14 protein-coding genes are annotated in these 12,850 nt (G+C 60.4%); 7 read left to right on the forward strand and 7 right to left on the reverse strand.

The annotated features are described in order from the left end of the window. Positions 1-197: 197 nt before the first annotated feature. The 4 genes from JJQ51_RS28860 to hslV form a co-directional block, all read right to left on the reverse strand. On the reverse strand, positions 198-1,592 hold the full coding sequence (locus tag JJQ51_RS28860; RefSeq protein ID WP_113333878.1) for a cytochrome P450: 1,395 nt from the start codon (positions 1,590-1,592) through the stop codon (positions 198-200). Positions 1,593-1,711: 119 nt separating this feature from the next. After that, entirely contained in the window at positions 1,712-2,665 is a 954-nt protein-coding gene (locus tag JJQ51_RS28865; protein WP_113352888.1) for a DUF1402 family protein, read from the reverse strand. 163 nt (positions 2,666-2,828) lie between these two features. Next, entirely contained in the window at positions 2,829-4,139 is a 1,311-nt protein-coding gene (hslU, locus tag JJQ51_RS28870) for an ATP-dependent protease ATPase subunit HslU (RefSeq protein WP_095433434.1), read from the reverse strand. A 47-nt stretch (positions 4,140-4,186) separates the two neighbouring features. Next, a complete protein-coding gene (gene hslV / locus JJQ51_RS28875; RefSeq protein ID WP_113333876.1) occupies positions 4,187-4,714 on the reverse strand; it encodes an ATP-dependent protease subunit HslV in 528 nt (175 codons plus the stop codon). Between the two features lie 213 nt (positions 4,715-4,927). Here hslV and hisB point away from each other — a divergent pair, with 213 nt between their 5' ends. From hisB to coaA, 7 genes are read left to right on the forward strand one after another with little or no spacing between them, the layout of a single operon-like run. Further along, positions 4,928-5,536, forward strand: a complete 609-nt coding sequence (hisB, locus tag JJQ51_RS28880) for an imidazoleglycerol-phosphate dehydratase HisB (RefSeq protein ID WP_015338215.1) — start codon at positions 4,928-4,930, stop codon at positions 5,534-5,536. A 24-nt stretch (positions 5,537-5,560) separates the two neighbouring features. Then, positions 5,561-6,058 carry a DUF2628 domain-containing protein gene (locus JJQ51_RS28885; RefSeq protein ID WP_113352887.1) on the forward strand — a complete coding sequence of 166 codons (498 nt, stop codon included), beginning with the start codon at positions 5,561-5,563 and terminating at the stop codon, positions 6,056-6,058. Between the two features lie 2 nt (positions 6,059-6,060). Further along, a complete protein-coding gene (gene hisH / locus JJQ51_RS28890; RefSeq protein ID WP_113352886.1) occupies positions 6,061-6,711 on the forward strand; it encodes an imidazole glycerol phosphate synthase subunit HisH in 651 nt (216 codons plus the stop codon). Between the two features lie 25 nt (positions 6,712-6,736). Continuing rightward, the gene (hisA, locus tag JJQ51_RS28895; protein ID WP_113352885.1) at positions 6,737-7,480 is read left to right on the forward strand and encodes a 1-(5-phosphoribosyl)-5-[(5-phosphoribosylamino)methylideneamino]imidazole-4-carboxamide isomerase; all 744 of its coding nucleotides are present in this window, start codon (positions 6,737-6,739) and stop codon (positions 7,478-7,480) included. Continuing rightward, positions 7,477-8,265 carry an imidazole glycerol phosphate synthase subunit HisF gene (gene hisF / locus JJQ51_RS28900; RefSeq protein ID WP_113250780.1) on the forward strand — a complete coding sequence of 263 codons (789 nt, stop codon included), beginning with the start codon at positions 7,477-7,479 and terminating at the stop codon, positions 8,263-8,265. Before hisA ends, hisF begins: the two co-directional genes overlap by 4 nt. A 13-nt stretch (positions 8,266-8,278) precedes the next feature. Continuing rightward, a complete protein-coding gene (locus JJQ51_RS28905) occupies positions 8,279-8,593 on the forward strand; it encodes a phosphoribosyl-ATP diphosphatase (protein ID WP_113352884.1) in 315 nt (104 codons plus the stop codon). A 5-nt stretch (positions 8,594-8,598) separates the two neighbouring features. Beyond that, the gene (coaA, locus tag JJQ51_RS28910; RefSeq protein WP_113352883.1) at positions 8,599-9,594 is read left to right on the forward strand and encodes a type I pantothenate kinase; all 996 of its coding nucleotides are present in this window, start codon (positions 8,599-8,601) and stop codon (positions 9,592-9,594) included. Positions 9,595-9,597: 3 nt separating this feature from the next. Here the strand turns inward: coaA and JJQ51_RS28915 are convergent, their stop codons facing one another. From JJQ51_RS28915 to JJQ51_RS28925, 3 genes are all read right to left on the reverse strand, one after another. Next, on the reverse strand, positions 9,598-10,206 hold the full coding sequence (locus tag JJQ51_RS28915) for an alpha-ketoglutarate-dependent dioxygenase AlkB (RefSeq protein WP_113352882.1): 609 nt from the start codon (positions 10,204-10,206) through the stop codon (positions 9,598-9,600). Between the two features lie 286 nt (positions 10,207-10,492). After that, positions 10,493-10,927 carry an alternative ribosome rescue aminoacyl-tRNA hydrolase ArfB gene (gene arfB / locus JJQ51_RS28920; RefSeq protein WP_069613945.1) on the reverse strand — a complete coding sequence of 145 codons (435 nt, stop codon included), beginning with the start codon at positions 10,925-10,927 and terminating at the stop codon, positions 10,493-10,495. A gap of 117 nt (positions 10,928-11,044) precedes the next feature. Then, positions 11,045-12,655: a phosphoenolpyruvate carboxykinase gene (locus JJQ51_RS28925; protein WP_113352881.1), complete on the reverse strand. Its 1,611-nt coding sequence runs from the start codon at positions 12,653-12,655 to the stop codon at positions 11,045-11,047. Positions 12,656-12,850: the final 195 nt, after the last annotated feature.

Consider the following 12,850-nt stretch of genomic DNA (forward strand, 5'->3'; position numbering starts at 1 on the left):
AAAAATCCATGAATTCAAATCGATAACCCCCTCATCCGACCCTTCGGGCCACCTTCTCCCCAAGGGGAGAAGGAGCTTATGGTGCTCATCCGCCTCCATATGCGATAGCCCTGCCCTTGTGGGGGAGATGTCACGAAGTGACAGAGGGGGGTAACAAAGGTGCGTCATATTCGAGACTACGACGGTCTCCTCGCTGACTACCGCCTCTTCACCCGCATCGGCAAACCGCCGCGCGGCTGCGTCGTCAGCTTCTGCACCGGCCAGGGATTGGTTTCTTCGGTCAGGTCGAGGCGGAAGCGGCGCATCATCACGGCGAGGGCGATGACCGCTTCCTGCAGCGCGAAGGTTGCGCCGATGCAGACGCGGGGGCCTGCGCCAAAAGGCAGGTACTGGAAGCGATTGATCTTTGTTCGATTCTCCGGAAGAAAGCGCTCCGGCATAAAGGCGCGCGGCTTTTCCCAATAAAGCTCATGGCGATGCAGCGTCCAGGGCATGATCAGGACGGTGATGCCTTTCTCTATCGTCACGCGCTCGCCCTTGGCGCTTGTCCATTCGTCATCGGCGATCGCGGCGCGGTTGATCGAGGGGGCCGGCGGATAGAGGCGCATCGCCTCCTCGAAAGCGGCGCGGACATGCGGCATGAGATCGAGCCAGGCGACCGGCTCCGCATCAGTTGCCAGTACCCGGTCGATTTCCTCTTCCATGGCCTCGCGAATGTGCGGACTATTGGCGACGCAATAGAGCGTCCAGGCCAATGCTCGGGCCGTCGTCTCGTGCCCGGCCCCGATGAAGGTGAGGATATTGTCCTCGATCTCTTCCATGGTCAGCCCATCCGGACCGGCCTTTTCGAGAAGGAGCGTCAGGAAATCGTCGGGTGCGCTGGCTCTGTCCCTCCGCATCTTTTCCAGCCGCTGGTCCATGGTGGTGCGGACGATGCCGCGGAACTTGTCGAGCACGCGCTGGCCGCCGATGCGGGTGATGCGCGGCACCCAGGCGGGGGCACGCAAAAGATCCATGGGATCGACTCTGCCCATGCGATGCAGGAGCTCATTGACCTCATCGGCGAAATGCTCGCCTTCAGTGACGATCTCGCCGGAAAACAAGGTTTCCGCCAGAATGGCGAAGGTCAGCTCGGTCATGTCGGCAGCAATATCGAACACCGCGCCTTCCTTGCTGACATCCTCGTATTTCTTCACATAGTCTAGACTCTGGCTCAGCATCTGGCCGGCGAAACCCTGGGCATGACGCGGCGTGAACACCGGCGCCACCGCCTTGCGCGAGCGCTTCCAGACCGATCCTTCCGCCGTCAGCAGACCGTCGCGCAGGATCGGCCGGAGCACGAGCTGGCGGATATCGGCCATGCGGTAGTTGGCGGCATTGTCGACCAGAACATGCTTGATCAGGCCTGGATCATTGACGATCAGCGTCCGCTCGTTGAAGAACTTGGTCTTGATCCAGGGCAGCGTATAGGAGGGCTCGCCCCAGAGTTCGAGCGGATTGCGCAGGATCGTGCGGATGATCGTCAAACGGGAGGGCGGCACGGTGCGCGGAATCGGTGCCGGCGGGGAGAAGGCTTCCGGAATCATGTCCATCAGATCAATTCCCCTCGAAAAGCAACCGTTGCTTAATCTAAGCCGCTGGAACGGCGTGCCCATCCGATATGGGGAACGCCGCCGGCAAAATCCAGACGATAAAACGTCGCGCTGCGCGCTTATAAAAGCGATTTTAGGTCGCTGAGCTTATCATTGATGAGCCACCCATAGTAATTTTCCTCCGGCCAGACCGGCTGCGAGGAACCACGGTTCTTGGCGGCAAGGGCGGCAGCGCGCTTGCGGGAATTGCCGAGATTGTAGAGCGTCGCGGTGATGCCCGGATTGCCCGAAATATCCATGCCGGCGATCGAGCGATAGTCGTCGATCGACTTGCGGATCGAGGCGGCGACAAAGGCGAGCGACAGATCCGGATCCATGATCGCCTTGTAGACGCCGCCGGCATCCTTCTCATCCAGCTTCGGAATCCCTGAGGTGCGGCTGACGAGATCGGAGAGTTCAAGCGCCGTCAGCGGATTGACCTGACCGAGGCCGAAGGTCTGACCGGCATAGAAGGGCTGGAAGAAGACGGCACTGAAGCGATTGTCGGGATAGGACTTGCCGCCAACCGTCTTGCCACGGAAATCGTCGTCCCAGACATCCTCGCGGCAGGTCCACAGGCTGTAGGAATCACCCTTGCCCTTGCAGGTGTCGAATTGCGGCCGGGCAACGAAATCGTCGACGTTTTCGCCGTTGTAAGCGAAGCGGAAGCTCTGGCCGGCATAGGAGGCAGCCTTGACGTAATAGGACTGCAGGCCGTCATAGGCATCCACATTATAGGTATGCTCGCCGACCAATGCGCCGATGATGTGGATCGGATCGATGCCGTAGGCCCGCGCCGTCGACTTGATCTTCGACATCAGCTTCGTATCGGTCGCCAGCAGTTCGCGGACCTTTTGGTACTTGCGTTCGAAGGTCGAATTCGTGCCGCGCGTGCGCCGGACGGAGGCGCCGGGAACCGGCGGCTGCTCGGCATTGCGGTTGCCCGGAGGCACCGTGGTCGCCGCATCCGCATAGGCTGGTATCCAGGAGAAGCTGGCGACCGCCAGAAGGAGAGTGATCAGTATGCGTCGCACGATGGCTGCCCCGTCGAAGTTTCAACCGATGTTTCCGTGCGACGGACTGGCGGATAATCTTGGCCGAATAAAGCCATCCGACATAAGGAAACGGGCCCCTAACTAAAAAGTTAACGGCCCGTTGTCGAGTATTTACTGTTTTAGATCGCCTTCACCCGCCCGCTTACAGAATGAAGCGGGACAGATCGGTGTTCGTTGCGAGGTCGCCGACATGTTCGCGGACATAGGCGGCATCGATGGTCACCGATACGCCGGCGCGGTCCGAGGCATTGTAGGAGATCTCGTCGAGCACCCGCTCCATGACCGTCTGCAGGCGACGGGCGCCGATATTCTCGACGGTCGAATTCAGATGCACGGCGACATCGGCGAGCGCGTCGATGGCATCATCGGTGAAGTCGAGCTTCAGGTCTTCGGTTTCCATCAGTGCCTTGTACTGGCGGATGAGGCTCGCCTGCGGCTCGGTGAGGATGCGGCGGAAGTCTTCCTTGGTCAGCGGACGGAGCTCGACGCGGATCGGCAGGCGGCCCTGCAGTTCCGGCAGAAGGTCCGAAGGCTTCGAGACATGGAACGCGCCCGATGCGATGAAGAGGATATGGTCGGTCTTGACCGGACCATACTTCGTCGAAACGGTCGTACCTTCCACAAGCGGCAGCAGGTCGCGCTGTACGCCTTCACGGGAGACGCCGGCACCCATGCCACCATCGCGGGCGGCGATCTTGTCGATTTCGTCGAGGAAGACGATGCCGTCATTTTCGGCCGATTGCACGGCTTCGCGCTGGATTGCCTCATTGTCGATCAGCTTGTCGGATTCGTCGCGGATCAGCTCCTTGTAGGAATCCTTGACCGTCGTGCGCACCTTCTTCGTGCGGCCGCCCATAGCCTTGCCGAACATTTCGGAGAGGTTGAGCACGCCGATATTGGCACCGGGCATGCCGGGAATCTCGAAGCCGCCGGGCATGCCGGAGCCGGTATCGGCCACTTCGATCTCGATTTCCTTGTCGTCGAGCTGGCCATCACGCAGCTTCTTGCGGAAGCTGTCGCGCGTCGCCGGCGAGGCAGTGGCGCCAACCAGCGCATCGAGCACGCGCTCTTCGGCGCTCATATGCGCCTTGGCCTGCACCTCGGCGCGCTTCTTTTCGCGCACCAGGCCGATGCCGACTTCAACGAGATCGCGGATGATCTGCTCGACATCACGGCCGACATAGCCGACCTCGGTGAACTTGGTGGCCTCGACCTTGATGAAGGGGGCGCCGGCGAGCTTGGCAAGGCGGCGGGAGATTTCCGTCTTACCGACACCGGTCGGGCCGATCATCAGGATGTTCTTGGGCATGACTTCGTCGCGCAGCTCGGGCTCGAGCTGCTGGCGGCGCCAGCGGTTGCGCAGTGCAATCGCCACGGCGCGCTTGGCCTCATGTTGGCCGACAATATAGCGATCGAGCTCGGAAACGATCTCGCGGGGGGAAAAAGTGGTCATTTCGTATGTTCCCTATCAGGGCTGGAAACTATCAAGAGAGGAACGTCTTAGGCTTCGGCATCGAGCGTTTCGACGACCACATTGTGGTTGGTGTAGACGCAGATGTCGGCAGCAATATCGAGAGCGCGGCGGGCGACGTCTTCAGCTGACTTGTCGCTATCCATTAGCGCGCGTGCGGCGGCGAGCGCATAATTGCCGCCGGAACCGATCGCCATGGCGCCATGTTCGGGCTCAAGCACATCGCCGTTTCCGGTGATGGCGAGCGTCACTTGTTTGTCGGCAACCAGCATCATGGCTTCGAGGTTGCGCAGATATTTGTCGGTGCGCCAGTCCTTGGCAAGCTCGACGGCGGCACGCATCAGCTGGCCGGGATATTGTTCGAGCTTCTTTTCTAGGCGTTCGAGGAGAGTGAAGGCATCGGCGGTCGCGCCGGCGAAACCGGCGATGACATCGCCCTTGCCGATGCGGCGAACCTTGCGCGCATTGCCCTTCATCACGGTCTGGCCAAGGCTCACCTGGCCATCACCAGCCATCACCACCTTGCCACCCTTGCGAATAGTCACGATTGTCGTCATTTAACACCTGTTTGCCCCCGTTTCGGCGGGCTTTCTGCCGGGCCGCGTATCGGCCCCGTCAGCACCTATGTAAGAGGGGTTTTTGCGATTGCAAATGGCAACCGCGCCCGAATGATGCCGTCAAGCCGGCTAAACGCATAAGCCCCGCGCGTAACTTCTGGATATTTCCCGATACGCCTGATAAGGAACGGCCGTATTCCGATGGAGCAGCCCATGGCAGAGACCGCAGCGAGCCGCACGGCAAGCGTTTCCCGCAAAACCAACGAGACCTCGGTCTCCGTTTCCGTCAACATCGACGGCAGCGGTAAATCGACGATTTCGACGGGGGTCGGCTTCTTCGACCATATGCTGGAACAGCTGTCGCGACATTCGCTGATTGATATGGAGATCGACACCAAGGGCGACCTGCATGTCGACGATCACCATGCCGTCGAGGATACCGGGATCGCGATCGGCCAGGCCATTGCCAAGGCGCTGGGCGACCGGCGCGGCATCACCCGCTATGCCTCGATCGACCTCGCCATGGACGAGACGATGACGAAGGCGGCCGTCGATCTCTCGGGCCGGCCCTTTCTCGTCTGGAACGTTTCCTTCAGCGCCCCGAAGATCGGCACCTTCGATACCGAGCTGGTGCGCGAATTCTTCCAGGCCTTAGCGCAGAATGCCGGTATCACCTTGCATATCCTCAACCATTATGGCGCCAACAATCACCATATAGCCGAGACATGCTTCAAGGCCGTTGCGCGCGCATTGCGCACCGCAACCGAGATCGATCCGCGGCAGGCAGGCCGCGTGCCTTCGACGAAAGGCACGCTCGCCTGAGCCCCGAACTGGGGAATTGAGGAAATGGCAAGCTATCTGATTTTGACTCCGCCCGGAGCGACGAACCGGTCCGAAGCATCGGATCGGTATCGCGATGACACGCGATTCATCCGCGACGGCTTTTCATGGACGGCGTTTCTATTTCCGACGCTCTGGATGCTCTTTCATCGGCTGTGGCTGTATGCGGTCGCCGCCTTTCTGCTGCAGGGCATCGCGCTGGAGCTGATGCGGCAGCCGGGCTTTTTCGCCGCAGGGGCAGCACTTCTGCTTGGCGTGCATGTCCTTGCGGCTCTTGAGGGCCGGCACGCGATCAGCAATCATCTCCTCGCCCGCGGCTGGACGGTTGAAAACCTCGTCTCGGCACACGATTTGGCGACAGCAGAGGAAATCCATTTTTCCGAACTAGCGCAGGCGCCCAACCCGAATATCCATGTGAAAAATTGGGATATCCCGGCCACCAACACGAATACCAGCCGCCCAGGCCCGAGCTTCGGCCTTCCCGGCTATGATGGAGGACGCTGACCATGCGCGTCGCGATTATCGACTATGGTTCCGGCAATCTGCGCTCAGCTACTAAGGCTTTCGAGCGGGCGGCCCGCGAGGCGGGCATCGACGCCGAGATCGACCTCACCGATGACGCCGAGCGCGTCGCCACCGCGGATCGCATCGTGCTTCCCGGCGTCGGTGCCTATGCCGATTGCCGTCGCGGCCTCGATGCCGTTCCCGGCATGACGGAAGCCGTCATCGACGTCGTGGAACACAAGGCCCGCCCCTTCCTTGGCATCTGCGTCGGCATGCAGCTGATGTCGTCGCGCGGGCTGGAGAAGACGATCACGCAAGGCTTCGGCTGGATCAAGGGCGACGTCAAGGAAATGACGCCGAGCGATCCCAACCTGAAAATCCCGCAGATCGGCTGGAACACGCTGGACATCCGCCACCCGCATGCGCTCTTCGACGGGATTACGACCGGGCCTGACGGCTTGCATGCCTATTTCGTCCATTCCTACCATCTGGCCGCCGACCACAGCGACGACGTGATCGCGACGACGAATTATGGCGGGCCGATGACCGCTTTCGTCGGTCGAGACAACATTGCCGGCGCTCAGTTCCATCCGGAAAAGAGCCAGAAACTCGGCCTTGCCCTGATCGCCAATTTCCTGCGCTGGAAGCCATAAGGCTCGCGCTCCAAGGACAGACATCATGATTCTTTTTCCCGCTATCGACCTAAAAGACGGCCAATGCGTGCGCCTCAAGCTCGGAGACATGGAGCAGGCGACCGTCTACAATCCCGATCCCGGCGCTCAGGCGAAAGCCTTTGAAGACCAGGGCTTCGAATGGCTGCATGTCGTCGATCTCAATGGTGCCTTCGCCGGCGAAACCGTGAACGGCGCTGCGGTCGACGCCATCCTCAAGGCGACGAAAAATCCGGTGCAGCTCGGCGGCGGCATCCGCACGCTCGATCATATCGAAAACTGGCTGTCGCGCGGGCTTGCCCGCGTCATCCTCGGCACGGTTGCCGTGCGTGACCCGGCGCTGGTCGTCGAAGCCTGTAGGCGCTATCCGGGTCACATCGCCGTCGGCATCGATGCCAAAGGCGGCAAAGTGGCAGTCGAGGGCTGGGCGGAGGCTTCCGAACTCGGCGTCATCGAACTCGCCAAGAAATTCGAGGGCGTTGGCGTTGCCGCCATTATCTACACCGATATCGATCGCGACGGCGTTCTGACTGGCATCAACTGGGACTCGACGCTCGAACTGGCCAATGCCGTTTCCATCCCCGTCATCGCCTCCGGCGGGCTTGCCTCGCTGGACGATATCCGCCGCATGATTCAGCCGGATGCCCGCAAACTGGAAGGTGCGATTTCCGGCCGCGCGCTTTATGATGGCCGGATCGATCCGAAGGAAGCACTGGCGCTGATCAAACAGGCCAAGGAGGCAGCGCAATGACCCTGAAAGCCCGCGTCATCCCCTGCCTCGACGTCAAGGACGGCCGCGTCGTCAAGGGTGTCAACTTCGTCAATCTCGTCGATGCCGGCGATCCCGTCGAAGCCGCCAAGGCCTATGATGCTGCCGGCGCCGACGAACTCTGCTTCCTAGATATCACTGCTTCTTCCGACAATCGCGACACGATCTTCGACGTGGTGGCCCGCACGGCAGAACAATGCTTCATGCCGGTCACGGTCGGCGGCGGCGTGCGCACTATTGCCGATATCCGCAAGCTGCTGCTTTGCGGCGCCGACAAGGTTTCGATCAATTCGGCGGCAGTCAACAATCCCGATTTCGTGGCCGAGGCGGCCGACAAATTCGGCAACCAGTGCATCGTCGTTTCCATCGATGCCAAGCGGCGACGCACCGAGGCGCTCGGAGGCGACAATCTGAGCGCTTGGGAGATCTATACCCATGGCGGCCGCAATGCGACGGGCATCGATGCCGTCGATTTTGCCCGCAGGATGGTGGAGCGCGGCGCCGGCGAGTTGCTCGTCACCTCCATGGATCGGGACGGCACCAAAGTCGGCTACGATCTGGAGCTGACGCGGGCGATCGCCGATGCGGTGCGCGTGCCCGTCATTGCATCCGGCGGCGTCGGCGATCTCGACGACCTCGTCGCAGGCGTCAAGGAAGGTCATGCGACGGCCGTACTTGCGGCGTCGATCTTCCACTTCGGCACCTATTCGGTGGGCGAAGCAAAGCGCTACATGGCCGAGCGCGGCATTCCCATGCGGCTGGATTAGGAGACAGCGAGCGATGAGCGGATTTACCCTTTCCGACCTCGAACGGATCGTCGAGGAACGCTCCAAGGCCTCGCCGGGCGAATCCTGGACGGCAAAGCTTTTTGCTGCCGGCCAGCCGAAAGCGGCGAAGAAGCTCGGCGAAGAGGCGATCGAGGCGGTGATGGCGGCGGTCGTCAATGATCGCGACAACCTCACCTATGAGGCGGCCGATCTGCTGTATCATCTTTTAGTCGTATTGAAGATTGCCGGCATTCCGTTAGAGAATGTCATGGGTGAGCTCGAAAGGCGCACCAGTCAATCCGGCCTTCAAGAGAAGGCAAGCCGGTAAAACCGATGACGATAGCGACCAAGACCGAGCCAACACACGAGACGCTCGATATTTTCCAGGCGAAAGCCTATTCGCCCTACTATTTCTTCTCCTCGGAAGAATGGGCGAAATTCAGGGCCGACACACCGCTGACGCTGACCGCCGACGAAGTGACGCGGCTGCGCTCCATGGGCGACCCGATCGATCTCGACGAAGTCCGGCGCATCTATCTTTCGCTGTCACGGCTTTTGTCCTCGCATGTGGAATCCTCGCAGATCCTTTTCGAGCAGCGCAATCGCTTCCTCAGTCTTTCCGATATCGCCAAGACGCCCTTCGTCATCGGCATCGCCGGATCGGTCGCTGTCGGCAAATCCACCACGGCCCGTATCCTGAAGGAGCTGCTGGGCCGCTGGCCATCGAGCCCGAAGGTCGATCTCGTCACCACGGACGGCTTTCTCTATCCGAACGCCGAGCTGCAGCGCCGCAACCTGATGCAGCGCAAGGGTTTTCCGGAAAGCTACGATACGGCGGCACTGCTGCGTTTCCTCTCGGCGATCAAGGCCGGCCAGCCGAATGTGCAGGCGCCCTCCTATTCGCACCTCGTCTATGACGTGCTGCCGAACGAATTCAAGACGGTCGACCGCCCGGATATCCTGATCTTCGAAGGCATCAACGTGCTGCAATCGCGGCATCTACCCGCCGACGGCAAGATCGTGCCGATGGTCTCTGATTTCTTCGACTTCTCGATCTATATCGATGCCGACGAGGAGCTGATCCACAACTGGTATGTCGCCCGTTTCATGCGGCTGCGCGAGACCGCCTTCCGCGATCCCAACTCCTTCTTCCATCGCTATGCCTCGATCAGCGAGGAAGAGGCGCTGACGATCGCTGAAGGACTTTGGAAGAACATCAACCTGAAGAACCTGCGCCAGAACATCCTGCCGACGCGGCCGCGCGCCGACCTCATCCTGCAGAAGGGGAAGAATCATCTGATCGAGCAGGTGGCGTTGAGGAAACTCTGAGGCTCAGGGCTGAACACGCCTTAAAGTCAGGTTGATCCGCCCACCATTCTTCAGCAATGTCGAGGTTGCAGGATAGATGCGGTCGACACCGTGAAAGCACAATCTTCCCTCGCCGCCGAGAACGACGATATCGCCGCTCGCCAGCTTGAAGGATAGCGTGCGATCATTGCGGTTGAGGCCACCGACGCGAAAGAGGCAGGTGTTCCCGAGCGAGATCGATAGCACCGGCGCCTTGAGATCCTGTTCGTCGCGATCCTGATGCAGGCCCATGCGTGCATCATCGCTGTAGAAATTGACGAGACAGGCTTCAGGCGGTTTTTCATAGCCTGCTATATCGTGCCAGAAATCCAGCAATTGCGATGGCATGGCCGGCCAGGGGCGACCGGTGACCGGATGCGTCGGCTGATAGCGATAGCCGCGCTGCTTGTCCGTCACCCAGCCGAGCGAACCGCAATTGGTCATGCGCACCGACATTTCTTTGCCGGTACCCGGCATGACCGGTGTGTACAGCGGCGCCTCGGCCACGATATCGCGAATCGTCTCGACGAGCGCTTCCTGGGCGGGACGGCCGAGATATCCGGGCAGATGGCGAATTCCGTTGGGGAGCAGCATCCATACTTCCTTTGCGCAACACTGGTCAGGTCAGTGCGCCATTGCCGCGCCTTCATGCATGGCCCCTCACCCCAACCCTCTCCCCGCCGGCAGGGCGAGGGGGTCTAATCTGCCTCAACTTAGCCGCCTCAAAGGGAGACTTATTGTTTCACGCTGTCGTCCCTTCTCCCACATGCCGAGAGAAGGCTAGGATGAGAGTCCAGGCACAGAACTACAGCAACGCCGGACTCGCCTGACAAGCCTCATTTTACTCAGCCAACTCAAAACTGCAGCCCGAAAGCCAACCCTAGTCGCCGCCGACCTTGCCGCGCATCTTCTTGACCTCGGAGCGTCCGGATTTTTCCTTCAGCCGGCGCTCGATTGATCCCTTCGTCGGCTTGGTCTTTCGGCGCGGCGGCGGGGGCGGAGCGGCCGCTTCGAGGATCAGTTCCTTCAGCCGCTCGCGCGCATCCTCGCGATTGCGATCCTGGCTGCGGAAGCGGCTGGCCTCGATCATCAGAACACCTTCCTTGGAGACGCGACGACCGGCAAGTCTAACCGCATTCGCCTTGACGCGATCCGTCAGCGATGGGGAATTCTGAACGTTGAAGAAAAGCTGAACTGCGGTTGCGACCTTGTTGACGTTCTGGCCGCCGGGACCGCCCGCCAGAACGAATTGTTCCGTCAGCTCCCAGCCGGCAATCGTGATCCGGTCGTTAATGTAAAGCGCTTCGCTGGCCATGATTTTCTCCGCGCCTGTCTATCCCACATTGATGCGCGGTTGAAAACCACTACCGGATAAAACGAAACCCGGCGAATCGGTCGCCGGGTTTCACGTGAGTCATTCCGCTCTGGATGATTATTCTGCAGCGACCGGCATCCCCGGAGCGGCATCACGGACGTTGCCGTCCACATGATCTTCGAACTTGGCGAAGTTCGTGACGAACATCTGTACTAGCTTCTTGGCCTGGGCATCGTAGGCTTCGCCATCGGCCCAGGTGGAGCGAGGATCGAGGATCGCAGTATCGACACCGTCGACCGCGACCGGAACCGCGAAGCCGAAATTCGCGTCCGTGCGGAATTCGACATTATCGAGGTCGCCCTTCAAAGCCGCCGCGAGCAGAGCGCGCGTCGCCTTGATCGGCATGCGGCTTCCCTTGCCATAGGCGCCACCGGTCCAGCCGGTGTTGACCAGCCAGCAACGGGCGCCGTGGCGGGCGATCAGCTCTTTGAGGAGATTGCCATATTCAGCCGGATGGCGCGGCATGAAAGGAGCGCCGAAGCAGGTCGAGAAGGTGGCTTCCGGCTCGACGACGCCCTTTTCCGTGCCGGCGACCTTGGCGGTGTAGCCGGACAGGAAGTGGTACATCGCCTGATCCGGCGTCAGCTTGGCGATCGGCGGCATGACGCCGAAAGCGTCGGCCGTCAGCATGATGATCGTCTCGGGATGACCGGTGATGCCGGATTCCGATGCATTCGGGATGAAATGCAGCGGATAGGCGCTGCGGGTGTTTTCCGTCAGCGAACCGTCATCAAGATCCGGCCTACCATGCTCGTCGAGCACGACATTTTCCAGGACGGTGCCGAAGCGGCGCGTTGTGGCGTAGATTTCCGGCTCGGCCTCGGCCGAAAGACGGATGGTCTTGGCGTAGCAGCCACCTTCGAAGTTGAAGATGCCGTTTTCACCCCAGCCATGTTCGTCATCGCCGATGAGCGTACGGGTCGGATCGGCCGACAGCGTCGTCTTGCCCGTGCCCGACAGGCCGAAGAAGATCGCGGCATCGCCTTCGGGACCGACATTGGCAGAGCAATGCATCGGCATGACGCCGCGTTCCGGCAGCAGGTAATTCAGGACGGTGAAGACCGATTTCTTCATTTCGCCGGCATAGGAGGTGCCGCCGATAAGGACGATGCCATTGACGAGATCACAGGCGATCACCGTTTCCGTGCGGCAGCCATGGCGCTCCGGATCGGCGCGGAAGCTCGGCAGGTCTATGATCGTCAGCTGCGGCACGAAGCTTTCCAGCGCCGCGCGATCCGGGCGGATCAGCAGGTTGCGGATGAACAACGAGTGCCAGGCGAATTCGGTAATGACGCGCGTTGGCAAAGCATAGTCGACATCGGCGCCGCCGATCAGATCCTGCACGAAGAGATCCTTGCCGCGGGCATGGGCCAGCATGTCCTCATGCAGGAGCTCAAAATGCTCCGGCGACATCGGCTTGTTGTTATCCCACCAGATCTGGTCTTCCGTGGCGGCATTGCGCACCACGAACTTGTCCTTCGGAGAACGGCCGGTGTGCTGGCCGGTCAAGGCCCTGAGCGCGCCATGGGCGGTCAGATCGGCTTCGCGGCGGCGAATCGCCTCTTCGTAAAGGTGAGCTTCCATGAGGTTGTAGCGCACACTGGCGGCGGCTCCCAGGCCGATCGATCCCAGTTCAGTCGCGGGATTGCGGACGCCGAATTGCTCCATCACTTTTTCCTTTACAAAGGGGCTTGGCCGTTAGAACTAACTAAAGCGTAGAGGGCTCTTTTTAAAAGCACAAGAGCTAGAAGCGAGAAATATTTAATGATATCAGTTATTTAATCGATTTAAATAAATTTCCTCAATTTTAAATCGTTTGAATAGAGGGTGGAGGGACGTCATGTCACACAACCTCTGCGCAAG

Origin of the sequence: Rhizobium sp. AG207R, from assembly GCF_027109195.1 — a bacterium.
Lineage (GTDB): Bacteria > Pseudomonadota > Alphaproteobacteria > Rhizobiales > Rhizobiaceae > Rhizobium > Rhizobium dioscoreae.

Coding starts and splice junctions, on each gene's coding strand:
- JJQ51_RS28860 (WP_113333878.1), bottom strand. CDS start 1,592: ATGGACATGATTCCGGAAGCCTTCTCCCCGCCGGCACCGATTCCGCGC.
- hslU (WP_095433434.1), bottom strand. CDS start 4,139: ATGACCACTTTTTCCCCCCGCGAGATCGTTTCCGAGCTCGATCGCTAT.
- hslV (WP_113333876.1), bottom strand. CDS start 4,714: ATGACGACAATCGTGACTATTCGCAAGGGTGGCAAGGTGGTGATGGCT.
- hisB (WP_015338215.1), top strand. CDS start 4,928: ATGGCAGAGACCGCAGCGAGCCGCACGGCAAGCGTTTCCCGCAAAACC.
- JJQ51_RS28885 (WP_113352887.1), top strand. CDS start 5,561: ATGGCAAGCTATCTGATTTTGACTCCGCCCGGAGCGACGAACCGGTCC.
- hisH (WP_113352886.1), top strand. CDS start 6,061: ATGCGCGTCGCGATTATCGACTATGGTTCCGGCAATCTGCGCTCAGCT.
- hisA (WP_113352885.1), top strand. CDS start 6,737: ATGATTCTTTTTCCCGCTATCGACCTAAAAGACGGCCAATGCGTGCGC.
- hisF (WP_113250780.1), top strand. CDS start 7,477: ATGACCCTGAAAGCCCGCGTCATCCCCTGCCTCGACGTCAAGGACGGC.
- JJQ51_RS28905 (WP_113352884.1), top strand. CDS start 8,279: ATGAGCGGATTTACCCTTTCCGACCTCGAACGGATCGTCGAGGAACGC.
- coaA (WP_113352883.1), top strand. CDS start 8,599: ATGACGATAGCGACCAAGACCGAGCCAACACACGAGACGCTCGATATT.
- JJQ51_RS28915 (WP_113352882.1), bottom strand. CDS start 10,206: ATGCTGCTCCCCAACGGAATTCGCCATCTGCCCGGATATCTCGGCCGT.
- arfB (WP_069613945.1), bottom strand. CDS start 10,927: ATGGCCAGCGAAGCGCTTTACATTAACGACCGGATCACGATTGCCGGC.
- JJQ51_RS28925 (WP_113352881.1), bottom strand. CDS start 12,655: ATGGAGCAATTCGGCGTCCGCAATCCCGCGACTGAACTGGGATCGATC.